24 protein-coding genes are annotated in these 24,272 nt (G+C 43.6%); 21 read left to right on the plus strand and 3 right to left on the minus strand.

The features are described 5' to 3' along the window. The first annotated feature begins 3 nt into the window (after window positions 1-3). The 7 genes from DP73_RS07520 to hslO all read left to right on the plus strand — a co-directional run bounded on the left by DP73_RS07520 (window position 4) and on the right by hslO (window position 8,145). Complete coding sequence (locus DP73_RS07520) at window positions 4-1,287, plus strand: FtsW/RodA/SpoVE family cell cycle protein (RefSeq protein WP_034598584.1); 1,284 nt, start codon at window positions 4-6, stop codon at window positions 1,285-1,287. Further along, entirely contained in the window at window positions 1,287-2,726 is a 1,440-nt protein-coding gene (locus DP73_RS07525; protein WP_034598587.1) for a penicillin-binding transpeptidase domain-containing protein, read from the plus strand. Before DP73_RS07520 ends, DP73_RS07525 begins: the two co-directional genes overlap by 1 nt. Further along, a complete protein-coding gene (gene pknB, locus DP73_RS07530; RefSeq protein WP_034598589.1) occupies window positions 2,723-4,513 on the plus strand; it encodes a Stk1 family PASTA domain-containing Ser/Thr kinase in 1,791 nt (596 codons plus the stop codon). Before DP73_RS07525 ends, pknB begins: the two co-directional genes overlap by 4 nt. Beyond that, on the plus strand, window positions 4,510-5,400 hold the full coding sequence (gene rsgA, locus DP73_RS07535) for a ribosome small subunit-dependent GTPase A (RefSeq protein WP_034598590.1): 891 nt from the start codon (window positions 4,510-4,512) through the stop codon (window positions 5,398-5,400). The genes pknB and rsgA overlap by 4 nt, the downstream gene beginning before the upstream one ends. Window position 5,401: 1 nt before the next feature. Continuing rightward, a complete protein-coding gene (rpe, locus tag DP73_RS07540) occupies window positions 5,402-6,061 on the plus strand; it encodes a ribulose-phosphate 3-epimerase (protein WP_034598592.1) in 660 nt (219 codons plus the stop codon). Between the two features lie 10 nt (window positions 6,062-6,071). Then, on the plus strand, window positions 6,072-6,719 hold the full coding sequence (locus DP73_RS07545; RefSeq protein WP_034598737.1) for a thiamine diphosphokinase: 648 nt from the start codon (window positions 6,072-6,074) through the stop codon (window positions 6,717-6,719). 550 nt (window positions 6,720-7,269) lie between these two features. Further along, window positions 7,270-8,145 (plus strand): Hsp33 family molecular chaperone HslO, encoded by an 876-nt coding sequence (gene hslO / locus DP73_RS07560; RefSeq protein WP_034598595.1) that lies wholly within the window; start codon window positions 7,270-7,272, stop codon window positions 8,143-8,145. 359 nt (window positions 8,146-8,504) lie between these two features. Here hslO and rpmB read toward each other — a convergent pair whose 3' ends face one another. Further along, complete coding sequence (rpmB, locus tag DP73_RS07565) at window positions 8,505-8,693, minus strand: 50S ribosomal protein L28 (RefSeq protein ID WP_014904509.1); 189 nt, start codon at window positions 8,691-8,693, stop codon at window positions 8,505-8,507. Between the two features lie 278 nt (window positions 8,694-8,971). Here rpmB and DP73_RS07570 point away from each other — a divergent pair, with 278 nt between their 5' ends. The 6 genes from DP73_RS07570 (at window position 8,972) to DP73_RS07595 (ending at window position 15,674) form a co-directional block, all read left to right on the plus strand. Beyond that, a complete protein-coding gene (locus DP73_RS07570) occupies window positions 8,972-9,328 on the plus strand; it encodes an Asp23/Gls24 family envelope stress response protein (protein WP_034598596.1) in 357 nt (118 codons plus the stop codon). An 80-nt stretch (window positions 9,329-9,408) separates the two neighbouring features. After that, entirely contained in the window at window positions 9,409-11,052 is a 1,644-nt protein-coding gene (locus DP73_RS07575; protein ID WP_052090486.1) for a DAK2 domain-containing protein, read from the plus strand. Window positions 11,053-11,160: 108 nt separating this feature from the next. Next, on the plus strand, window positions 11,161-11,829 hold the full coding sequence (gene sdaAB, locus DP73_RS07580) for an L-serine ammonia-lyase, iron-sulfur-dependent subunit beta (RefSeq protein ID WP_034598597.1): 669 nt from the start codon (window positions 11,161-11,163) through the stop codon (window positions 11,827-11,829). Between the two features lie 110 nt (window positions 11,830-11,939). Continuing rightward, window positions 11,940-12,803 carry an L-serine ammonia-lyase, iron-sulfur-dependent, subunit alpha gene (gene sdaAA, locus DP73_RS07585; protein WP_034598598.1) on the plus strand — a complete coding sequence of 288 codons (864 nt, stop codon included), beginning with the start codon at window positions 11,940-11,942 and terminating at the stop codon, window positions 12,801-12,803. Then, window positions 12,800-15,364 carry an ATP-dependent DNA helicase RecG gene (recG, locus tag DP73_RS07590; protein WP_034598599.1) on the plus strand — a complete coding sequence of 855 codons (2,565 nt, stop codon included), beginning with the start codon at window positions 12,800-12,802 and terminating at the stop codon, window positions 15,362-15,364. Before sdaAA ends, recG begins: the two co-directional genes overlap by 4 nt. A gap of 181 nt (window positions 15,365-15,545) precedes the next feature. Further along, the gene (locus DP73_RS07595; protein WP_034598600.1) at window positions 15,546-15,674 is read left to right on the plus strand and encodes a small, acid-soluble spore protein, alpha/beta type; all 129 of its coding nucleotides are present in this window, start codon (window positions 15,546-15,548) and stop codon (window positions 15,672-15,674) included. Window positions 15,675-15,815: 141 nt separating this feature from the next. Here the strand turns inward: DP73_RS07595 and gpr are convergent, their stop codons facing one another. Then, on the minus strand, window positions 15,816-16,802 hold the full coding sequence (gene gpr, locus DP73_RS07600) for a GPR endopeptidase (protein ID WP_034598601.1): 987 nt from the start codon (window positions 16,800-16,802) through the stop codon (window positions 15,816-15,818). A 345-nt stretch (window positions 16,803-17,147) separates the two neighbouring features. On the opposite strand from gpr, the gene rsmD reads away from it, so the two are divergent. Continuing rightward, a complete protein-coding gene (rsmD, locus tag DP73_RS07605; RefSeq protein ID WP_034598602.1) occupies window positions 17,148-17,699 on the plus strand; it encodes a 16S rRNA (guanine(966)-N(2))-methyltransferase RsmD in 552 nt (183 codons plus the stop codon). 16 nt (window positions 17,700-17,715) lie between these two features. Next, window positions 17,716-18,210 carry an ATPase gene (locus tag DP73_RS07610; RefSeq protein ID WP_034598739.1) on the plus strand — a complete coding sequence of 165 codons (495 nt, stop codon included), beginning with the start codon at window positions 17,716-17,718 and terminating at the stop codon, window positions 18,208-18,210. A 153-nt stretch (window positions 18,211-18,363) separates the two neighbouring features. Here DP73_RS07610 and ylbJ read toward each other — a convergent pair whose 3' ends face one another. Beyond that, window positions 18,364-19,512 carry a sporulation integral membrane protein YlbJ gene (gene ylbJ / locus DP73_RS07615; protein ID WP_034598603.1) on the minus strand — a complete coding sequence of 383 codons (1,149 nt, stop codon included), beginning with the start codon at window positions 19,510-19,512 and terminating at the stop codon, window positions 18,364-18,366. A gap of 71 nt (window positions 19,513-19,583) precedes the next feature. On the opposite strand from ylbJ, the gene DP73_RS07620 reads away from it, so the two are divergent. The 6 genes from DP73_RS07620 to plsX all read left to right on the plus strand — a co-directional run bounded on the left by DP73_RS07620 (window position 19,584) and on the right by plsX (window position 24,271). After that, window positions 19,584-20,348, plus strand: coding sequence for a patatin-like phospholipase family protein (locus DP73_RS07620; RefSeq protein ID WP_034598604.1), 765 nt, complete (start codon window positions 19,584-19,586; stop codon window positions 20,346-20,348). A 161-nt stretch (window positions 20,349-20,509) separates the two neighbouring features. After that, window positions 20,510-21,703, plus strand: a complete 1,194-nt coding sequence (locus DP73_RS07625; protein WP_034598605.1) for an acetate kinase — start codon at window positions 20,510-20,512, stop codon at window positions 21,701-21,703. Between the two features lie 88 nt (window positions 21,704-21,791). After that, complete coding sequence (locus tag DP73_RS07630; protein ID WP_034598606.1) at window positions 21,792-22,301, plus strand: DUF177 domain-containing protein; 510 nt, start codon at window positions 21,792-21,794, stop codon at window positions 22,299-22,301. 32 nt (window positions 22,302-22,333) lie between these two features. After that, window positions 22,334-22,513: a 50S ribosomal protein L32 gene (gene rpmF, locus DP73_RS22455; protein WP_014904496.1), complete on the plus strand. Its 180-nt coding sequence runs from the start codon at window positions 22,334-22,336 to the stop codon at window positions 22,511-22,513. A gap of 189 nt (window positions 22,514-22,702) precedes the next feature. Next, window positions 22,703-23,287, plus strand: coding sequence for a transcription factor FapR (fapR, locus tag DP73_RS07635; protein WP_034598607.1), 585 nt, complete (start codon window positions 22,703-22,705; stop codon window positions 23,285-23,287). After that, window positions 23,288-24,271 carry a phosphate acyltransferase PlsX gene (gene plsX, locus DP73_RS07640; RefSeq protein ID WP_034598608.1) on the plus strand — a complete coding sequence of 328 codons (984 nt, stop codon included), beginning with the start codon at window positions 23,288-23,290 and terminating at the stop codon, window positions 24,269-24,271. Window position 24,272 lies beyond the last annotated feature (1 nt).

Here is a 24,272-nt window from a genome sequence, read left to right on the forward strand (position 1 = left end):
ACTATGATTCTGCGTTTAATCTTACGAGTATTAATTTTAGGAATGATGTGGATAGGACTGGGTTTGCTGAATTTAGATGCTGATTCAAGCAGGCTTCTTTGGCAAGCATTAATTTTTACGGGGATTGTTCTTATTGGCAGCATCCTGGAGCACCTTTTCCATTTTCAAGGAGATCCCTATATTCTTCCTGTAGTCCAGGCTATTATGGCAATTGGGTTGGTTTTTGTCGTGAGAATTAATCCGGATGTAGCTTTACATCAGTTTTGGTGGGCTAATATCGGTCAGTTAATTTTTTATGTTGTGTTATGGTCAATTAGAGATTATCGCTATTTTGGCAGGTTTAGATATATATGGGGACTCTTAGCGGTGGGCCTATTGTTAGTTACCCTTTTATTTGGCTCGGAGCAAGGTGGTGCAACAAGCTCATTTAAGATCGCAGGAATTGGACTTCAGCCCGAAGAGTTTGTTAAGCTGGTCTTGCTTTTATTTATGGCTTCATATTTAGAAGAAAATGAAGAATTACTTCGAGTTGGGACAGTTCAATGGGGAAAAATTTCCTTGCCTGATTGGCGAACTTTAAGACCGTTTATGATTATGGTTGCTTTTGTCCTGGGGATTCTGGCTGCCCAGAAAAGCCTAGGAACAGCCTTAGTGTTTTATATGCTTTTTGTCCTCATGCTTTATGTTGTAACAGAACGGAAGTTGTATTTAGGAATTTCGTTGCCTATTTTTCTGTTAACGGGCACTGTTGGATATATGCTTTTTAGACATGTTCGGGTTAGAGTATCCGTGTGGTTGAACCCCTGGCAAGATCCCAACGGCATGGGGTACCAAATAGCCCAATCCTTGTTTGCTATTGGTGGTGGGAAAGTTTTAGGCACGGGTTTGGGGAATGGGATTGGTGCCTCGACGGTGCCTGTAGCAGTAAGCGATTTTATCTTTTCTGTCATTGCCGAAGAGCTGGGATTTGCCGGAGCAATGGCTGTACTAGTGCTTTTTCTGATTGTAGTTATGAGAGCCTTCTCCATAAGTCTTAAGGCTAAAGATCGTTTTGGGCAAATTTTGGCTGCTGGGATTGGAATTCTTCTCGGTACCGAAACCCTAATAATTCTTGCTGGGGTCACAAAGTTGCTTCCTTTGACGGGAATTCCTCTTCCTTGGGTGAGCTATGGCGGTAGTTCCCTGATAGTCCATTTTATTTTATTGGGGGTTTTACTGAATATTTCAAACGCAACTGCGGTTAGTTCACACAGCAGCAAGAATCGCGGAAGGGAGTATGCAACATAATGCGAGGAGTACGTCAAGTAGCATTAGGCATGGCCTTTAGTTTTTTTGTTTTAAGTCTTGGGTTAGTCTATTGGCAGGTTGTTCAGGCAGATACGTTACTTCAGAATTCCGCCAATCGAAGATTGATTCTTATGGAAAGCCGTGTGACAAGGGGAGGAATTTTTGATCGCAACGGCGAAATAATAGCCCAAACTCAAACGGTAGAAGGAAAAAAGGTTAGAACTTACCCTAAAGGTGAAATGTTTGAACCAGTCCTGGGTTATTCATCGGTAAAGCTCGGGGCAGCGGGACTGGAGGGAAGTCTGGCTGACTGGTTATTAGGAATTAAGAATGCAACTCCCACCCAAGCAGTTCAGCAACTTTTTGCTTTGCCTCGGCAAGGGAATGATGTGGTTCTTACTTTAGATTCACGTTTGCAGAGTATAGCCTATAATGCCCTTAAAGGAAAAATGGGAACTGCGGTAGCTATCGATCCTCGAACAGGAGAAGTATTGGCCATGGTAAGCCAACCAAGCTTTAACCCTACTAACCTTGATCAAAAATGGAGTGAATTAATTAGCCAAGAGGAAAAGAGGTCTCTGGCTGAAAAGCAAAGACCCTTAGAGCATCGATATTTTTCTCTCTTTCCACCAGGATCGACTATGAAGGTTGTTACCTCTGCAGCTTTATTTCGGAGTGGAGTGAATACAACCGATTTATATCAATGTCAGGGATCAACAATTATTAATGGACAAGTGATTCCCGAGCAAAATGATAAAGCCCATGGCTGGGTCAATTATAATATGGCTTTGGCTGAATCCTGCAATACGTATTTTGCGACCTTTGGAGTTCAGGCGGGAGATAAAACTTTCCTTTCCGTTGTCAAAGGTTTTGGATTTGGTCAGAAGATTCCTTTCGAACTAAACGTACCTCGGAGTTCAATTACGAAGGAGTCTATGAATCCAACAGCTTTAAATACAAACCTGTTGGCGGCCAGTACCTTTGGACAAGGTGAGGTTTTAGTAAGTCCTTTTCATATGGCCCTAATGACAGCGGGAATTGCCAACCACGGTGTGATTATGACACCGCATATTGTTGAGAGAGTTCTAGACTCATCGCAAGATGTATTATTTGAACAAAAGCCGGAGCCCTGGCTGACTGCCCTTTCTAAAGAGGAGGCAGATAAGATTACCAGTGCTATGGTCACTGCAGTAACAGACGGAACGGCGGCGCCAGGGGCCTTGCCTAATGTTCAGGTTGCAGGAAAGACAGGCTCTGCTGAACCTGGTGGGGATGTATTGACACATGCTTGGTATATTTCCTTTGCTCCGGCTGAAGATCCTCAGATTGCAGTAGCTGTAATCGTGGAAAATGGAGGAACCGGGGGCGGGAATGCCGCTCCTATTGCACGACAGATTATTCAGGAAGCACTGAATCAGAAAGTAGGTGACAAAAAATGAGTAAAATCTTCGGAGGACGATACGAGGTTTTAGAGAGAATTGGAGCCGGAGGAATGGCGATTGTTTACAAGGCTAAGGATCTTTTACTTAACCGAGTTGTGACTATCAAGGTTCTCCGAGAGCAGTTTGTAACAGATGAAGACTTTATTCGTCGTTTTCGTAGGGAAGCTCAGTCTGCTGCTAGCTTGTCTCACCCCAATATTGTGTCAATTTATGATGTGGGAAAAGACGGAGATACAGAATACATTGTCATGGAATTTGTGGAAGGTCGTAATCTTAAAGAAATTATTCGTGAATATGCCCCTCTTTCCACAGAGCAATCTATTAATCTTGCCCGTCAAATAACAGGTGCTATTCAAAACGCTCATGAAAATCATATTATTCATCGGGATATTAAGCCCCACAACATATTAGTCACCGCAGACGGACATGCTAAAGTAACAGATTTCGGGATTGCTCGAGCAGTATCTTCAGCTACTGTTACGCATACGGGAGATATTGTAGGCTCGGTTCATTATTTGTCACCTGAACAAGCTAAAGGAATTCAAAGCAATGAACAATCGGACATATACTCTCTGGGTATCGTGCTCTATGAACTTTTAACGGGCAAAGTTCCCTACGACGGTGAAACTCCTATTGCTATAGCCTTAAAGCATTTACAACAGGAGCCCCTTCCGCCGAGTAAGCTTAACCCTCGGATCACAAAAGACTTTGAAGCGGTCATTATGCGAGCGATTGCCAAGACGCCAGAAAAAAGGTATTTGTCAGCTAAAGAATTGCTTGAAGATCTAAACCGTATTCAAGCTGGGCAGCCCATTGAGTGGTTTGGACTTTTTCCTGAGGATGATCCGGAAGCAACACGGACTCATCAAGGGATGAGCAAGGCTCTGGCGACTTTTGATGTAAAGGATTCTGCAGCGAATAAACCCAACGATAATCCTAATAATAAACGTAAGTTTTGGATTATTGGTAGCCTTGTACTTCTCTTTGTTTTAGTTGGCGGAGGGCTTTGGTTAAAAAGCTTCATTGCAGTGGAGTCCACAAAGGTTCCGGACTTAGCAGGTAAAACCGTTCCCGTTGCCGAGGATTATTTGAAGCAGAGAGAATTAGTTCGTGATCCGGAGATTACCTATGAGTTTAGCGATAAAGTTGAAAAGGATCGGATTATTTCCCAGGATCCTGAAGCAGAATCCTTAGTTAAGGTTGGCAGGGTTGTAAAACTTACCGTTAGCAAGGGGATTGATAAAGGAGAATTTCCTGATGTCAAAACAGGAAATATGTCAAAGGAACACGCTTTAAATCTCATTCAAAATGCAGGTTTTACAGGGGAAATAACCTTTGTGCCCATACCGGATCCTAATCTGCCAAAGGATGCAGTGATTGATCAAAATCCGGCACCTAAAGCTTCTTGGCCTAGAAATGGTAATATTACTTTAACTATTAGCGTGGGCCCCCAATGGCAAATTATCAATATGCCTAATGTTATTGGTCGGTCATCTGCTGAAGCGAAAACCATACTTCAGGATCAGAATAAGTTAGTTCTGAACATACAGACAGAAGGTTCTAATACCTATCCACTAGATGTTGTGATAAGAACGACTCCTAACCCAGGGGAAAGTATTCAACAGGGTTCGGAGGTAAATGTGGTTGTCTCGAGTGGGCCGGGGCCATTGGCTCAAGGAATGTTTGATCAAGCAAGCAGCAGTAAAGTAATGTTGGCCCAGTCCTTGACAAGGTTTTTCAATATTATCATCCCTAACTCGATGGTCAGTGAGGAAAAGAAATGATCGATGGAGTTTTACTCAAAGGATATGGAGGCTTCTATTATGTTTACGCGGAGGACCGAGTATGGGAATGTTCCCTGCGCGGTCGCTTTCGTATTAAAGATCAAGAGTTTATCCCTGGTGACCGGGTGAAGATTCTACCGGAACAGGAGGATAAGGCTACTATTGAGTCGGTGCTAACTAGGCGCAACGTATTATCCCGACCAACAATAGCTAACGTAGATCAAGCAATTTTGGTTTTTGCTATGACCTCGCCTAAGCCTGATCTTAATCTTTTAGATCGCCTATTGATTCAAGTGACAGATGCAGAGATTGAGCCCATTATAGTTTTTACGAAATTAGATAAGTATAATCAGGATTCTGAAACAGCCCCTAAAGAGGGTCTTGAGATCACGGATGTTTACCGCAATATTGGATACACTGTGTTCGAAGTTTCCAGTAAAACCGGTCAAGGGATTGCCGACATTGCTGTACGTCTGACCAATAAGATCAGTGTGCTGGCAGGCCCTTCCGGAGCGGGTAAGTCCAGCCTTTTCAATGCTCTGTCTCCTGGGATTCAGTTGAAAACGGGAGAAATCAGCAACAAATCAAAGCGCGGTCGCCATACCACACGCCATGTAGAATTAATGGTTTGTTCAGGGGGGTTAGTAGCAGACACTCCCGGCTTTTCATCGCTCTTTATGCCGGAGATGAAGCGAGCGGAATTAGCCGATTGTTTCCCTGAATTCGCCATTCGTCGCAACCAATGTCGGTTTAACAGCTGTCTACATGATAAAGAACCCAATTGTGCGATTAAGGCTGCTTTAGAGACAGGAGAAATTTCTCCTATACGTTACGACCATTATCTTATATTCTTAAAAGAAGTAATCGAAGCAGAGAGGAAGTATTAATTTGATTCAAATGGCACCTTCTATATTATCCGCCGATTTTTCTCGTCTGGGAGAGCAGGTGAGTCTGGTTGAGGAAGCCGGCGCTGAGGTCTTGCATATCGATATCATGGATGGACACTTTGTACCTAATCTTACCTTTGGGCCGGCCTTAGTTAAATCCATCAGGGCTCAATCACAGATGCGTTTTGACGTCCATTTGATGGTTGATGAGCCGGAAAAATTTATTGCGGATTTTGCAGCTGCCGGTGCCGACCATATCACCTTTCATTTGGAGACGACTCCTCATGTTCACCGCGTAATCCAGCAGATTAAGGAACATGGAATGACCGCTGGAGTTGCCCTTAACCCATCCACTCCCCTTGACGGATTAAAGTATATTCTAGAAGATTTAGATATGGTGCTTTTGATGACAGTCAACCCCGGGTTTGGTGGACAAAAATTTATCACTAATGTTGTCCCCAAAATTCAGGTGCTTCACCATCATCTTACTCAAACCCGATCCGCTTGTCAGATTGAAGTGGATGGCGGCATTAACTTAGAAACGGCACCGGTGGTTGGCAAAGCTGGGGCCCATATTTTGGTGGCTGGCGCAGCTGTGTTCTCTCAACCCGATCCCCAACAGGCTGTAAAAGATATTCGCCAGGCTGCTAGTTTGAGGTAAGGTGAGTAAGATTAAGATTGCCGTTTTAGCAAATGGAGCTTGGGATTATGAATGGGGGATTCAAGCTCTTGAAGACGTTAATTTTTTAATTTGCGCAGATGGGGGAGCGAACAATGCTGCCCTATCTTTGCGTATGCCAGATCAGGTAATTGGGGACTTAGATTCTATTTCGCCAGAAAATTTAAGTCGATGCGAAGATTCCGGATGTGTCATAGAACGTTACCCCTGTGAAAAGGATGAGACGGATCTAGAGTTAGCTCTTTTGCGCGCTGAGGAAAAGGCTGGCCTGCTTGGCGAACAGGACATATGGCTCTATGGGGCCACAGGAAAACGAATCGATCATTTCTTAGGGAATGTAGCGCTGATGCTTGCTTATGCTCGGAAGGGATATCGGTTGCGCGTAATTGATCCGGAACAAGAGTTATGGATTGTTCAAGGGCGGGAAGAGGTAAAAGGGGCCCCAGGGCAGGAAATTTCATTGATAGCTCTTTCGGAGAAGGCCGTGGTTACGACAGAGGGGTTATATTATCCGCTGCATAAGGGTGTTCTACTACAGGAGCGTCCTAGAGGTATTAGCAATGTTTTCAAAGGTGAGAAGGCAGTGGTCGAGGTTCATGAGGGTTGGGTTATGGTGGTTTTGCCGAGGGGGAGGGCATGATGTTGCTCCGCTCACCCATGGCGCCGTCGCTATCGCCCTTGATTCCGAAGCGAGCGATGGCAAACCTCTGGGTTTTACTGCATGTGAACCCGTGCCACGCTGGCGCTTCGAAATCTGAGCGCGATTGGCGCGACTCTGCCAAAAGGGTTCGCTGCGCAAAATCATGCCCTCTGGGCTGGGGACGACGAGGAGCGTGGGACGTGGGTCGGGGGAGGGCGTGATGGGAGAGGGCATGATGTTGCTCCGCTCACCCATGGCGCCGTCGCTATCGCCCTTGATTCTGAAGCGAGCGATGGCAAACCTCTGGGTTTTACTGCATGTGAACCCGTGCCACGCTGGCGCTTCGAAATCTGAGCGCGATTGGCGCGACTCTGCCAAAAGGGTTCGCTGCGCAAAATCATGCCCTCTAGGCTGGGGACGACGGGGGGAGGGCATGATTTTTGCTTTGACTTATAGGTGTAATGATTGTGTTATAGGGATAGGCTAATGTTATGTGCCTGATGCTATTGTTAATTAGGTTTAAATAGATTTTTATAAAGGATTGACGATTATGCAACAAGATGAATTATGGATTGGGACCATGCTTGAGGGAAATGCTCGATGGGTTTTAGTGAAGTCGACGGATACAACAGATGAGGCTCGCAGACGTCATGGTATGTCTCCGGTTGCTACAGCGGCTCTAGGGAGATTAATGACAGGGGCTCTTATATTAGCTAGTTCCCTTAAAGGGGATGAGAGTATTACTTTGCGTTTATTAGGTGATGGTCCTTTGCAAGGGGTTGTTGCTGTGGGGAATGCGCAAGGGCAAGTGAGAGGCTATGTGCGTGAGCCTTTGGTTGACCTGCCTCTTAAGGATTCTGGCAAACTTGATGTGGGGGCTGCGGTTGGTCGTGGCGAGTTGTCCGTTAGCAGAAGTTTACAGAATGGCGAGGTTTATACGGGGATGGTTCCCTTGGTTAGCGGGGAGATCGCTGAAGACTTAGTTCATTATCTGTTAAACTCTGAACAAATTCCTTCAGCTTTGTTGCTGGGGGTTTTAGTGGAGAAGGATTATCACGTTGCGGGGGCAGGTGGGTTTTTGATCCAGCTATTGCCGGGAGCCTCTGAAGAGGTTATTCAGACGATAGAAAATCTCTTGGGTCAATTAGAGACGGGCATTAGTGAGCTAGTAGCTCAGAGTGAAAATATGGATCAGCTATTGAGTCGTTTGATGGGGCAGCTTTCGTACCATGTCCTTGAACGGCGTCCTATCGGTTTTTCGTGTACATGTTCAAAAGAACGGTTGAGTGGTACCTTGGTGTCCTTGGGGAAAAAAGAAATAGCAGACCTAATCTCGGATGAGAAAGCCGAGATGGTGTGCCATTTTTGCAATGAACATTATCATTTTGATGTGGATGAGCTGCGGGAGATTTGGGGGAGGGCATGATGTTGGGGAGTGCATGATGGGGGGGGCATGATGTTGCTCCGCTCACCCGTGGCGCCGTCGCTATCGCCCTCGATTACGAAGCGAGCTTGGCAAACCTCTGGGCTTTACTGCATGTGAACCCACTGCCACGCTGGCGCTTCGAAATCTGAGCGCGATTGACGCGACTCTGCCAAAAGGGTTCGCTGCGCAAAATCATGCCCTCTGGGCTGAGGTAGAAGGGGAGCTTAGGACGACGGGGGCGGGGGAAAAAAGAAAGTCCTCCGAAGATTTCCTTGGAGGACGTAAAGGCTTTAGATTATGTTTTTGGGATTGAGGGCAAAATGAAAAAAGCCCGAGCAAAATGTCGGGCTTTTGATTCATTAAGCGCGTTGTACTTTTCCGGAACGTAAGCATCTGGTGCAAACTTTGATCCGGGCAGGAGTGCCGTTCACAATAGCACGAACATTTTGCAAGTTTGGTTTCCAAGTTCGCTTTGTTCTTATATGAGAGTGGCTGACTTGAAATCCAGTGACTACTCCTTTGGCGCATACAGCACAAACATTAGCCATGCGCTAAACCTCCTTTGCAGCCGAAATGACACTTATACATTCTATCAAAAGTCCTTCGGATTGGCAAGCCTTCCCTGGAGAAATTTCAGGTTATCAGGGGATAATAATTCATTAAGGCAGATTAACTAGAAACAAGTTACTTGTTTTTTTTGTAAGAAGATAATTTTTTTGAAAAATTCTGGGATCTAGAAAATTTTTTTTACTTTTTCTTTGAACATTTTTCATTTCCTTGGTAGAATAAGTTCAACGTGGACGATACCGGAAGGGGAGGGTCCTTTATGGGAAAAGAAATTATTAATCATTTGGGTAAAATTGAAATCTCTGAAGAAGTCATTTCCACGATTGCGGGTGCCACAGCAGTTGAGTGTTACGGCTTAGTCGGTATGGCCTCACGTAAAATTACGGATGGCGTGGCTGATATGTTGGGACGAGAGAATTTAGCCCGTGGAGTGGTGGTTACGGTTAAAGACAATGAGGTTGTTATTGACCTCTATATCATTGTTGGATATGGTGTAAAGATTTCTGAAGTTGCCGCTAGTGTTATGGAGCGCGTTCGTTATACCACTGAAAAGCTCACGGGATTAAACGTGTCCCAAGTGAATGTGAACGTAAAAGGTGTTCGCGTTTTAGAGTAGGCAAAGATTAGGGGGATACGGTTTTGAGACCAGCAGCTACAAAGATATTAAGTGTTCTTGACGGACAACTATGGAAACAAATGATGGTGTCGGGCGCGAAAGCCCTGGAACTAAAAAAGCATGATGTTGATGCTCTGAATGTGTTTCCTGTACCAGATGGAGATACAGGAACAAATATGTTCTTGACTATTCAGTCTGCGGCGAAAGACGCCGAGAAAAATAACAGCCAATCTATTGGTGAAGTTGCATCAGCAGCGTCAATGGGGTCTTTAATGGGTGCTCGCGGAAATTCGGGTGTTATATTGTCTCAGCTATTAAGGGGCATTGCGAAAGGCTTAGAAGGGCTAAATACTGCAAATGCTCTTCAAATTGCGCAAGCTCTCCAAGCGGGAGTTGACACAGCCTATAAGGCAGTGATGAAACCCGTAGAAGGTACTATTCTTACAGTTTCGAAGGAGACTGCAAGGGCTGCTTTAACTATAGCCAAAAATGGTGGAACCATATTAGAGACTCTTCAGGAGGCCCAGAAACAGGGCTTTAAGAGTTTGGCCAAAACTCCGGAAATGCTGCCAGTACTTAAGCAAGCCGGGGTAGTAGATGCCGGGGGGCAGGGATTCCTTGTTATTTTAGGTGGTTGGATTGGAGTATTGACCGGAGAAACTCTAATCCTAGATACTCCCAACGAAATAGATAGTTCCAAGATAAGTGATGCCGGGGCTACCGAAGCTAAACCTGAGTTTCTGCAGATTGAGAACTTAGACTATCCCTACTGTACAGAATTCTTAGTAAAGGGAACAGATTTACGTGTTGAGCAAATTAAGCATGATTTATCGGATCGAGGGGATTGTCTGCTGGTTGTGGGAACACCGGAAGTTGTAAAAATTCATGTGCATGTAAAGAATCCGGGCAAGATCTTAGATTATGCTATTCAATGGGGTACATTGCACCAGGTGCAAATTCACAATATGTTAGAACAAAATGAAAATATGGCTCATGCTATGAAAGAAAACACGGAAAATGTGGAAGAGAGTATTAAGGAAACCAACGATGAAGACCATCCTCTTAAAGAATTTGGAGTAGTAGCCGTTGCAATGGGTGAAGGAATTGCTGAGGTCTTTATGAGCCTCGGAGTTGATGAAGTTGTTTTTGGTGGGCAAACCATGAACCCAAGTACGGAAGACCTTTCGGAAGCAGTCCGAAAAGTTCCTGCTAAACAAGTTTTTATCCTTCCTAATAATGGGAACATCATTATGGCTGCTCGTCAGGTAAAAGATGTTGTACAAGAGCAGCAAGTCCATGTAATCTCTAGTAAGTCTATACCTCAAGGGATTTCTGCGCTGCTAAGCTTTAATGGCGAGGGAGACGCTGAGACGAATCTTAAAAATATGGAGAGGGGACTAAAGAGTGTTCGTTCGGGAGAAGTAACGTATGCTGTTCGGGACTCTCAATACGGCGAGTTAACTATTTCAGACGGTGATATTTTAGGCTTGGTTGAAGATGTTATAGTGACTACTGGAAAATCCATCAATGAAGTGGCAAAAGCCACACTGGATAAGATGGAATGGAAAACCCATGACTTGGTTACAATATTTTATGGAGAAGAGACAAAACTTGAAGATGTTGAACGACTCCAAGATTGGCTCCGAGAAGAGAATTCGAACATCGAAGTTGAGATTCATCCCGGTAGGCAACCGCTCTACTATTATATCTTTGGTGTGGAATAGGTTAACCTCCGGAATTTATTCCGGAGGTTCTTTTATATAAGTGTAACTAAGGTTGTGGTTTTTAGACTTGGCGTCTGCCAAGTTTTCTACATACGGGAGGGAATCATTTTGGCAAAGAGTAATGTTTTTGATCTGCTTGGGCCAATTATGGTAGGTCCATCTAGTTCACATACAGCGGGAGCAGTCCGCTTAGGTGGAATGGCTCGAAAAATCCTAGGGGAAGAACCTGTCGAAGGAACAATTTTTCTACATGGTTCCTTTGCCAAGACAGGCAAAGGGCATGGCACAGATCTAGCATTGCTGGCTGGCCTGCTAGGCATGCTTCCTGATGATGAACGAATACCGGATGCTTGGAAAATTGCTGAGGAACGGGGCCTTAGCGTCAAATATGAAGTCATTGATCTAGGGGAAGTTCATCCTAACACGGTGAAGTTTGATTTGAAAGGAAAGAATGGTGTTCATCTTCAGGTAATCGGTTCATCGATTGGTGGAGGCACCATAGTCATTGGCAAAATTAATGAATATGAAGTGGATATTCGGGGGGGTTATCCGACACTTGTAGTTTTGCATCAGGATCTCCCAGGCGTAGTTGCTCAAGTGACTCTTCTTTTAGCAACTGCCCAAATTAACATAGCCAGTATGCGTGTTGCACGAGAAAAAAAGGGAGCCCAAGCACTAATGATTTTAGAAACTGACCAGACTATTGACAAAGCTGTTCTTGAATTACTGAGGAAATTGCCTAAAATTGAGCAAGCAATGGCAATAGAGCCTTTATAATAATGGCAATTATGGGCAGAAAGCACTGCTTACCGAATATCAGTACAACTACGGTTGTCGCCTGAGCCTATGGCTTGGCGTTAGCCAAGTTATAATAGGAGGAAATCAAGATGCGAGCCTATGAAGATTGGGTAATTGAGGCTGAATCTAAAGGAAAAAAACTTAGTGAAGTTATACTTGAAGATCAAATGGAAGAATTGGAGCAATCGGAACAAACCCTTTTCGAACGAATGAATAATAACCTAAAGGTTATGAGAGGATCCGTAGAAGCAGGGTTAAGTGGGAAACGGCGCTCCGTGTCAGGCCTGGTGGGAGGAGACGCAGCTAAAGTAGAAGAGCGCAGAAAAATAGGTGATAGCTTAGTTGGGACGGAAATCAGCGGTGCTATTGCTAAAGCTCTTGCTGTAGCAGAAGTTAATGCTTGTATGGGTAAGATAGTTGCAGCACCCACCGCGGGGTCTTGCGGAGTCCTTCCGGCTGTCTTGTTGACGGTTGAGGAAGTATGCCGGTCTTCGGAGAGAGATATAATCCTAGCCCTTTTCACAGCGGCGGGATTAGGGATGGTTCTTACTGAACGTGCCAGCGTTTCGGGCGCAGAAGGCGGGTGTCAGGCTGAAATTGGCTCGGCTGCTGCTATGGCCGCGGCGGCTGCAGTTGAATTAGCGGGAGGGTCTCCACGCCAGACTGCTGATGCTGCTGCTATTGCTATGAAGTCAATGCTTGGTTTAGTTTGTGACCCTGTAGGAGGGTTAGTAGAGGTACCCTGTGTTAAAAGGAATGCTACAGGTGCTACTATTGCTTTAGCCGCTGCTGAAATGGCACTTTCCGGAGTGAGGAGTGCAATTCCAATTGATGAGGTAATAGATACAATGGGCCGGGTGGGTAAACAAATGCCTTGTGCTTTAAAGGAAACTGCCCAGGGTGGCTTAGCAGTAACGCCAACAGGACGACGAATTCAGGCGGATTTTCTATGAAACTTACCCAAGTTCAATTAGTTTTAAGCAATTTTCAAAAGGCATTGGTTGCCGAGGAAAGACAAGGTTTCACCAATGGGGGGGTATTAGGGGGATTTAATGCTTTTTTAAAAGGGATTATTCCCAGACTGGAAAAATTATTCCCCGGTAAGGATTTGGAGTTGCTGAGTAACCTGGCGCAAAACTATTCAAGTTTAAGTCCTCTCCGCCGTAGAGAAGCCTTTTCCGAACTTCGACGGTTCATGACAGAAATAACAGGTGAAGTAGAGCAGAACGCTATAAACAGTGTTTTAGCTGAAAATGAACGTACCTCTAGCAAGAAAATATCGGAAAATGGGACGTCTAAAAGGGATAATCTTCTGATGTCTCTCGTTCAGGAAGGGCGGAATATTGATGTTAATGAGTCTCGGTCTTTTAGACAAAGCCAGCAAAGGCCGGAGAATCCTCAAGATCATGATAAACTAAAAACAAGCAAGGGACATCAGTTGACTAATCCGTCGCTGGAGGATCAAAAAAATTCTAAGAGTAAGACTACAGCCCAAAAAGATAACCCCTTACAATTTCTCAAAGGGGTTGGTCCAGAAAGGGCTAGGCTTCTGGGCCAGCTTGGGATACATACGATAAAAGATTTGCTGGAATATTATCCGCGAAGGTACGAGGATCGTCGTAAGCGGATGATTAGCGAGCTGAAAGACGGAGAATTAGCAACCGTTGAGGGAAAAGTAGTCGCAGGGAATGTGCATAGCGGCAAGCTAAAAGTGGTAAAGTTAAGTATCGAGCAATCTGGCCGCTTATTTCAGGCAACTTGGTTTAATCAACCATTTATTCTCAAACAATACCCGGTGGGGACTCAAGTTATAGTGACAGGTAAAGTAAATTGGCAGCAACAGACTCCGGAATTATTGGCGACAGATATTGAAAAGGTGAATATTAGTAGTTCATCGGATAAACCTGACCAAGGACAAACTATTTTGCCGGTCTATCCCGAGACAGCCCGCCTATCTTCAAAAGTAATCCGGAGCTTAATGCAAGGAGTACTAAAGAATGTAGAGCGAGAGTTTCCTGAGATCTTGCCCTCGGAGGTATCAGGAGATTGGATGGAACGTTCTCTAGCTCACCGAGAGATTCATTTCCCCAAGACTTATCCCAGCCTAGCCCAGGCGAGGGAACGATTGGTCTGGGAAGAGGTGCTTTTCTTGCAATTAGCAGTTGCCGGGCTGCGCCAAGGAATTGTGCGAATGGGTAGCCCCTCTCTTACTGGTGGAGAAGAATTGCTTCAGAGCTTTTATAAAGGGTTGCCTTTTGAACTAACTTTGGCTCAACAGCGTGTAATTCAAGAGATATTCGATGATTTATCCAGATCCCAAGGAATGGCTCGCTTGGTTCAAGGGGATGTGGGATCCGGTAAGACAGCAGTTGCTATGGCAGCATTATTGCGTGCGGTAGGTTCGGGGTATCAGGGGGCCATGATGGCACCGACAGAAATTTTGGCTATACAACATTTTCAAGCTCTTGAGAAAGTATTCACCCCATTGGGGATTTGTGTGGTTTGTTTGCTAGGAAGTCAGAGTAAGAGTTCCAGAGAGAGTATACTGGAGAAGATTTCTAACGGTGAGGCCCATGTCGCCGTGGGAACTCATGCACTTATCCAAGAGACAGTTGTGTTTAAAGCCCTCGGACTTGCTGTCACCGATGAACAACATCGCTTTGGTGTAAGACAGCGCTCTTTGTTACAAAGCAAAGGTGAAAGTCCTCATGTTTTAGTGCTTACCGCCACTCCAATACCGAGAACCTTAGCCTTGACACTCTATGGGGATTTGCAGCTTTCAATCCTTGATGAGATGCCTGTGGGGCGAAAATCTATAATTACTAGAAAGTTGACAGAACGAGCTCGTCCGAAAATGGAAAAATTCATAGATGAGCAAATTAATCTAGGCAGGCAAATTTACGTGGTTTGTCCATTGGTAGAAGAATCCGAAACTCTGGATCTTATTTCAGCAACCCAGAAAGCGACAGAACTTCGGGAAAGATTTCCTAATCACCGCGTCTCCCTTTTACATGGCAAAATGAAGGGGTTGGAGAAAGAAGAAATTATGGCGGCTTTTAATGCTGGAGATATTGATATACTGGTAGCTACTACAGTAGTGGAAGTAGGAGTAAATGTACCCAATGCCTCAGTTATGGTTATTGAATCAGCTGAGCGGTTTGGCCTTGCCCAATTACACCAACTAAGAGGACGAGTTGGTCGGGGGAGTGAACAGTCTTATTGCTTTTTAATGTCGGGAGGCAAGGGAAGTCAACGCTTAGATATCCTTTGTCAGACTGAAGATGGCTTTAAAATTGCTGAAGAGGATATGCGTCTGAGAGGAACTGGGGAGTTATTAGGGATTAGACAGCACGGATTAGCTGAATTGCGTCTTGCTGATCTTTCTCGAGATGGACACCTTGTTGAAAAAGCTTATCAGATGGCTCAAAAGATTTTGCAAAGTCCTGAGAGATATGATTTGATTCTTAAAGAAGTACAAAAAAAGTTTCCTCCGGAGGATATCGGCGTACATTAGCAGAAATAGTTAAGTATAGGCAACTGATGATTATTATTTTACTCTCTTTTTTGGGAGGAATTGCCGAGTATGAACTTAATCATAATGTCTAATAATAAGAGCAAATCTTAAAAAGAATTACTAAGCATGACAGTAGCGAAGTAGGTCTGCTGTTCTAAAAAAATCTAAGGAGGGGAAACTTTTGGCTAAATCGACTAAACCAATGATTCCGTTGACACCCGAGTTAGAGAGGTTCAAGTACGAGGTTGCTCAAGAGATTGGAATAGCTAATCGAAAACACAAAAGTTTCCCGAATTCGCCGCAGGAATAGAATAAATATGAAAGGGTCAGGTATATCCTGACCCTTTCATAAATTCTAACAACTATCCTTACTCATAATTCCGAGAATAACTAAAATTTGTTAGAGAACCAACCTCAAGTAGTCCCAAAAACGAATTATCCATTCTCTCATCTATTGCAAATACCGCTCATAGTCTTCCCGATCAATTCCAGGATGTAAACTGATAGCTAAAGAGCCGGCAATAATCTTGGCAACAATTTTAATGAGGGAGTCGATCTCTTTAGGTGTCACCATTAGATTGCCTTGAAATGGGGAAAGAACATCGTCAATGATTTGACTAAATACTTCGGGTTTTATACCCTTATAGAGCTTATAAAGCTGGGGACTGGTTACGAATTCTTTAAACACACCTTCCACTGCATCGTGAGCAATGAGACCTGCGTTAACAACCGTCGGAAGCCCAATTGCAATTACTTTGCAACCGATTGTTTCTTCAGTGATCCCAGCTCTTCTATTACCGACGCCCGAACCGGGGTGAATTCCGGTGTCTGATAGCTGTATGCTTGTACCAACTCGTTCTAGGGAGCTAGCGGCCAAGGCATCAATAGCAATGACTAAATCCGGTTTGACATGTTCTACAAGTCCCTTAATTATTTCTGCGGTTTCAATACCGGTAAGACCTAAGACCCCTGGGGCAATAGCGCTTATTTTTCGCAGCTGCCCTTTTAACTCATCGGGAGATAATTTAAACAGATGACGTGTCACCATGGTTTTGTCGATAACTTGAGGGCCCAGAGCATCGGGAGTTGCATTCCAATTACCCAAGCCGACAATTAGTATACTAGCGTCTTCCTTGAGATTCATTAACTCAATTAATCTATCTGCAAGAACATGTGTAATATCTTCATGTACAATATAATTGTTTGTCCGGATTTCAGGAGCATCAATGGTTATGTATTGCCCTTTTGGTTTGCCGATAGCTTCTACACCTTCATCAGTTTCTACCGTGATAATAGTAACTTTAGCGTGTTCAAGTTGTTGTTCATTCATTAAGACGCCCGGTATTTCTTCGCCACTTTCTCCACGTAACATCTGGTGTGCTTCAACTGCCAGATCAAGTTGTACATTAAGATGTTGATAAAGTTCTGATTTCTTCATGGTTTAAACTCCTTTATTCTTTAGAATATATAATGGCAATTGTAAAAAAGTCACTGGGGCTGTTTAAGCACCCAGTGAACAGAGGAAAAACGAAGGAAGAGCTGGATGGGGGAAGGGCATTTTGATGAGTTATATGGTTCATCATTAGCCAAGTCTAGTATGTGATAAAATGTAAAACGATATACTTAATACAAGGAATTTAATCTTTGCCTGTGGTATACTAATTTTATAGAAAATAATATATATTGAGTCTTAAATTGTTGAAAAATATTGAAAAAAAACTAAAATAGGACAAGTCCTTGTAGCTGTTAAATTATTACTGCTATAATGTATCTTGGAGGATTTATGCGGATTATTGCTGGAGAAATGCGTGGTCGACAACTTAAGGCAGTTGAAGGAATACATACTCGCCCAACCTCGGATAAAGTAAAAGGCGCGATTTTTAGCGTACTTGGAGAAAAGGTCTTAAATTCTCGTGTATTAGATCTTTTTGCAGGAACGGGGAATTTGGCTATTGAAGCTCTTTCCAGAGGCTCTCGTGAAGCGGTTTTGGTAGAAAAAAATCATGACGCCTATCAGGTTATTCAGAAAAATCTTGGTCTTCTTGGAGTAACTGATAAGACAAAACTACATTTGATGGATGCTTTTAAGTTCATTGATAGATATCCAAATGAAGTTTTCGACTTAATCTTTTTGGATCCCCCCTATCGGCAGAAACTTATTCCCAAAGTAATCCAATCTATAAAGGATTTAGCCTATTTAACACCTGACGGAGTGATTGTCGCTGAGACTGCCAAAGATGAAGATTTAACAGGAGTTATTTATCCCTTCGAAATTCGCAAAACAGGGGAATATGGAGATACGAAAATATGGTACCTACAGAGAATGGATGTATGACGAGGGAGAGGATATAATGGAAACTGATATTCAAAGTTTGATTAATGAAGTTGAGGAAATTGTCGATCATGGGACTAAGATTCCTATGACAGGTAAGGTTTTGGTTGATGATGCTGTAATTTTTGAATTGCTGGATCGTGTGCGGGCAGCTTTGCCGGAAGAAATTACCAATGCCAAATGGGTTTTAAAAGAGAGACAGCGTATTTTAGATGAAGCACAGACAGAAGCACAGAAACTTATTGAACAAGGAAAAACTTATGTTGATAAGATGGCTTTAGAAAATGAAGTGGTTAAACAGGCTCAGGACTATGGCGAAAACATTGTTAAACAGGCCCAAACATTTGCCAGGGAAGTTAAAACCGGCGCTGTTCAATATGCTGATGAAATGCTTAAACATGTTGAGAAAAGCCTGTATGAAACCCTACAGGCCTTACGTCAGAACAGAGAAGAGCTGAAGGGGTTAGCAAAAGAAGAGCGAACCCTTCGGTCTGAAGTGGAGGAGAGTGAGTAAAGTACTCACTCTTTTTCCTTGTGCTTTATAGTATAAGGTCGTAGATTTCAGAAGTGTAGTACTGAGGGAGACACCTTGCTGGGGACTTGGGCTTGAATTTGATTACTTGATTTGAAAATATGACTTATTTGTTATATAGTAGATTCCTATCGCCTAGTTGCGAAAGCGAACAATAGCGAGAATGGAAAGAACAGACATGCAACCTAAGAATACCAGAGCACTTATCTGCCAACTATTCCAGAAAAGGGTGGACGGGTCAACAATTCGAACTGGTAGGCTTGAGGTGGGAACCTTTGCAACTGAAAGGAAAATCTGACTAAGCCCAAGAGCGATGACTGCATGAAGCGCCCTGGCTATTAAAAATGAGGAAAAACGCAGGTCGGTGCCGCTTATTAAACCGGCAATTTGGGCAAATACTGAAAGTCCACCCCAGCCCATAATAAGGGCGAGCATGGCAACTTGCTGATTGAGTGTCGAAAGAGCTTGAATTGCTTCTTGACATCCTAGGGTCATTTCAAAGAGTCCATTAAAAAAGGCCTGTAGAACCGGAACTTCTAGGATTCGGATAATCCTGTGGCTGAGGGTAGCTAATAATAAGGGAACATGCCAAAGGTTTAATAGACGAAGGATTACTGAAAAAATCGCCATAAAACCTGCTACCATAAGGACTGTGTTTGTACTTTGCTTAACGGCATCACTTAGGATTTGCCCAAATGAGCGGCTTTCTCTGTTTTGGGCATGGTTCATCTCCTGCCAAGCTCTTCTAAATGACGGGATTGAAGAACTTTGCAGGGATTTAGGAGCTGCCTTATAGAATCGAAAGAGAAATCCGACAATTAAATTGGAAAGATATACAGAACCTGCTAATACTATCCCTAGGGTCGGTTCACCGAGCATACCGGAAGCGACTGCTCCGAACATAAAACCCGGACTGGGATTGTTAGTAAATGCTAAGAGACGTTCCCCTTCTTCGCGGGTTATTTCTTTGTTGTTGCGCAGCTTAGCAGTAAGTACTGCCCCCATAGGAAATCCGGAAGTATATCCCATGGCCACAACAAAGGCTGCTTTGCCGGGAAGGCGAAAAACTGGACGCATAAAAGACTCCAGAAGAACTCCTAAAAAGTGGACGAAGCCAGAGGCCATCAAAAGTTCTGAAAGAACAAAGAACGGGAGTAATGCCGGGAGAACGAAGCGCCACCAGAGAGTCAACCCCTCACCGGCTGAGCGCAGGACTTCCTGTGGATATATAAACATTCCCAGGGCAAGAAGACTTAAAGCTATGACACGAATGAGATTGGACATGAAAACCCACCTTCCTTCATAATTTATATGGAAGAATGGCTGTCCCTAGAAGTCTTGGGGAGGGAAAATCTGTGAATCCAAAAAAAGGGCTTGTTTTAGGTGCCGGAGGTGCACGGGGCTTTGCCCATTTAGGTTTTTTGCAAGTGCTTCAGGAAGAAAAGATAAGTATGGATCTCGTAGTCGGGTGTAGTGCAGGGGCTATATTCGGTGCCTTATGGTGCGCCGGAATGGATCTCTATCGGGTTGAGCGCCTGTTGACCTACCCGGGGTTTGCTAAAAAGATATTAGATCCCGCCGTTTCCAAAGAAGGATTAATCAAAGGGGATAGGATACTAGAAGTCCTGCGTCTTTTAACCAGAGATATGACCTTTGCTGATCTGAAAATTCCATTAGCTATTGTGGCGACAGATCTTGAAACAGGGGAACTTGTTATATTTAAAGAAGGGAGTGTAGCTCAAGCAGTTCGGGCCAGCATTTCTATTCCAGGTTTTTTTAAACCCTACCGTTATCAAGGTCGGCTTTTGGTTGACGGGGCTGTTAAAAATCGATTACCCGTTCATGTTGCCCGAGAAATGGGAGCAGAAAAAGTTTTAGCTGTCGACGTTAAAAAAGGGTTAATGAATAAACTCAACAGTGCTATGGACATCTTGCTGCAATCCATCGAGATTTTAGAGGATGAAGTGTTTCGGGTGCAATGTCATGGAGCTGATCTGTTATTACAACCTGATATCGGACATATCGGAAGTTTTCAGTTTGATCGAGCTGAAGAAGGTATTAGGCTTGGACGGAATATTGCATTAACTAAATGTTCTGAGATTAAGAGAATAATGGCGTAAGGGGTTAAAAAAGCTTGGTTTTTATGCTACACTCTAAAATGAAACAACTGTGTGGAAAGAAATTGCGATATTATCTAAATGGAAAATGCTTTTTTCGGGGAAGACTATAGTTTACTAAATCTTATAATATTATCAGCTTGGATTATAAAGGGGTATAGAAAATGAAGATTCTTGTTATTAATTGTGGAAGCTCTTCGCTAAAATATCAGGTTATAGATATGGCGACAAAAAATGCCATAGGAAAGGGTCTGGTTGAACGAATAGGTCTTCCGGGATCAGTGCTTACACATCGTAATGGATTCGGCGACAAGGAAGTGATTACGGCTGAGATAACAAATCATACCGTGGCCATTAAACTTGTCTTAGAAGCCTTAGTGTCACCTATCTATGGTGTTCTTAAAGATCTAAAAGAAATCTGTGGGATTGGTCATCGAGTAGTTCATGGGGGAGAAAAGTTTTCTAAGTCTGTAGTCATTGATGAAGGGGTCATGAAAGCCCTTAAAGAATGCGTAGAGTTAGCTCCTTTACACAATCCTCCCAATATTGCCGGAATTATGGCTTGCCAAAAAATGATGCCAGGAGTTCCTCAAGTGGCAGTTTTTGACACAGCTTTTCATCAAACCATGAGACCTAACAGTTATATTTACGGATTGCCTTATGATTATTATAAGAAATATGGAATTCGGAAATATGGTTTCCACGGGACGTCTCATAAATATGTCAGTCAACGGGCTGCAGTCCTTCTGCAAAAGCCTTTAAGCGATCTGAAGCTTATTAGCTGTCACTTAGGTAACGGCGCTTCGATTTGTGCTATTCGTGGGGGGAAATCAATTGAAACTTCTATGGGCTTTACGCCTTTAGACGGTCTTATGATGGGTACTCGTTCAGGTGCTCTGGATCCGGCAATTGTAACCTATATCATGTGCAGAGAAAACTTTACCGTCGACCAAATGAATGATTTTTTAAATACTAAGTGTGGTGCCTTAGGGGTCTCGGGAGTAAGCTCTGATTTCAGAGATATTGAAGTAGCGGCTGAACAAGGGCACGAACGTGCACGGCTTGCTTTAGATATTTTTGAACATGATGTCAGACAATTTATCGGTGCGTATGCTGCTGTACTAGGTGGAGTTGACGCAATTATATTTACTGCGGGAGTTGGAGAGAACTCGGGACCCATGCGGGAAGCGATCTGTAAAAACCTTGATTACATTGGTGTAGATCTGGATGCAGAGAAAAACAAGGTCAGAAGCGAGGAAGTCGATGTTTCCAAACCAAATGCCCGTTGTCGTACCCTGGTGATTCCGACTAACGAGGAATTAATGATTGCTTTAGAAACGCATGAGTTAATTCAATAGTTTTAGTGCATAGTAGCTATGTAAAGAGTTTTCCTTGACAAAGAAAATTGTGCCAACTATAATAATGAATGTGTATTGGGGTGGTATTATGAAAGTGAACGTAGCCCAGGTTCGTTTAAATGGTGGAGAAACTGTCCATTATGATTTAGTGGAGGATTTTTCTGCTCTCGATTTGGGAATGGAATCTATCTCTTTTCAAGCACCGGTACACGTCCAACTTCAGGTGAACAACACCAGTAGAGCTATGTTAGTAAAAGGAACTATTCACACAGAGCTTAAAGCAACCTGTGGACGCTGTTTAGAATCGTTCATTTATCCTGTAGAACTTCTTTATGAAGATGAGTGGGCATTTCGGGCGTTAGCAACAGAAGATCTCCTTGAGACAGCACTCCTTTTAGACAAAGATGAGATCGATATAAAGGATCGAATTTTTGAACAAATTGTGTTAGCTTTACCGATGAAGTTTATTTGTTCAGCAGAATGTCATGGGCTCTGCCCAACCTGTGGTGTAAATAGAAATCTAACTCCATGTAATTGCGAGGAAGGTACAGTTGACCCCCGGTTAGCAGCACTGGCCAAGTGGCAATCCAATGACTGATTAATTTCAGAAAACATAAAGGGGGTGTAATTATGGGTGTTCCGCAACATCGACAATCAAAATCAAGGGTTCGTAAACGTCGGGCTATGTGGAAAATAACCGCACCAAACCACATCGAATGCCCCCAATGCCATAAACCAAAAATGCCGCATTATATTTGCCCTAGCTGTGGGTACTATAATTCTAAGGCTGTTATTACAGTGGAATCATAAGGTATGGCACATAAAACCAAGAGCTCTTTTAAGAGGGGCTCTTGGTTTTTTGCATGCTTCACAACTTGTGAAGACTCAATTCATGATTCGACAAGCTTATTTCTTGATTAGAAGGATTTTATGGTTTATAATTGTGACCAGGTACTAAATTGACAATCCAACTAACACAGCAAGAAATTGGTGATATATATGGCTCGGTATAGTAAAGAGGAACGCCGTAAACTCTTAATAGAGGCTCTTGCAGAGAATCCGTTTTTTACGGATGAGGAACTTTCGGAACGATTTATAGTGAGCGTTTCCACAATTCGATTAGATCGCGGAGAACTTGGGATTCCTGAGGTTCGGGAACGGACTCGGGCAGTTGCTCAGGAAGCGTATTCTACCTTGAAGTCTTTAGATGATCAGGAATTAATCGGGGAATTGCTGGAACTTGTAATTGGAGAGAGAGCCTGTTCAAAGCTTATAGTTGATGAAAGTATGGTACTCACTAAAGCTAGAGTAGCACGAGGCCATTATTTATTTGCCCAAGCGAATTCCTTAGCTATTGCCTTGGTGGATGCTAAAATGGCTCTGACAGGGAGTGTTGAGTTGAAATTCTTAAGGCCTGTCCAGTTAGGGGAAGTTGTTCTAGCAAAAGGAGTAGTCCTTAAACGCAAGCTGAATAAATATTGGGTTGAAATAAGATTAAGTGTTGGAGCGGAGGACGTACTTCGTGGAAGCTGGATTCTTTTTGCTATAGAGGATTCGGCAGGTATAAGAGGGGAGATGGAGTAGATGAAAATTGCAGTGGATGCCATGGGTGGGGATCATGCTCCTGAAGAGATTATTAAAGGAGCCCTAATTGCTGCCGAAGCAAGTCCTGATGTTCAAATTATATTAGTCGGGCAAAAAGAACATATGCAAAAGTTTTTATCAGGCTCACTGCCCAAAAATATATCTCTGTATGAAGCATCGGAAGTTATAGCAATGGATGAGCATCCGGCCAATGCAGTGCGGAAGAAAAAGGATTCTTCTATAGTTGTCGCTACACGATTAGTTAAACAAGGTGAAGCAGATGCCGTCGTAAGTGCCGGAAGTACAGGTGCCCAAATGGCTGCTGCGCTTTTAGGCTTGGGGCGTATTAAGGGAATTGAACGACCGGCTATTGCTACTATCCTGCCAACTCCTGAAGGTGGAAAGCTAATTCTCGATGTGGGGGCAAATATGGATGCCACTCCAGAACAGCTTTGTCAATATGGATTAATGGGCAGCATCTATGCTGCAAAAATTTTAGGAATTTCTAATCCTCGGGTTGGGCTGCTTAATGTAGGTGGCGAAGAAGGAAAAGGAAATGATTTGACCCAAAAGGCCTACCCCTTGTTAAAGGCCAGTCCTGTTAATTTTATCGGCAATGTTGAGGGGCGGGATGTTCCCTATGGCCGGTCAGATGTAGTTGTTTGTGAAGGATTTACTGGCAATATCCTCCTGAAAACAGCAGAAGGTCTTGCTGGAGTATTGTTTCAGCAGATAAAGGAGAAGATTACTTCGAACGTAGTGCGTAAGCTTGGTGCCTTGGCTGTCAAACCCGGTTTAAAAGAGATTGCCCAAATGATGGATTATGCTGAATATGGTGGAGCGCCATTACTTGGAGTCAATGGTATCAGTATTATTTGCCACGGAAGTTCTAAAGCCAAGGCGATCACTAATGCCATCCGGGTAGCTCAAGAATGTGTGCAAGTGCGTTTGATCGAACAAATTCGCGACGACCTCCCTAGATAAG

The organism is Desulfosporosinus sp. HMP52 (assembly GCF_000765145.1).
GTDB lineage: Bacteria > Bacillota > Desulfitobacteriia > Desulfitobacteriales > Desulfitobacteriaceae > Desulfosporosinus.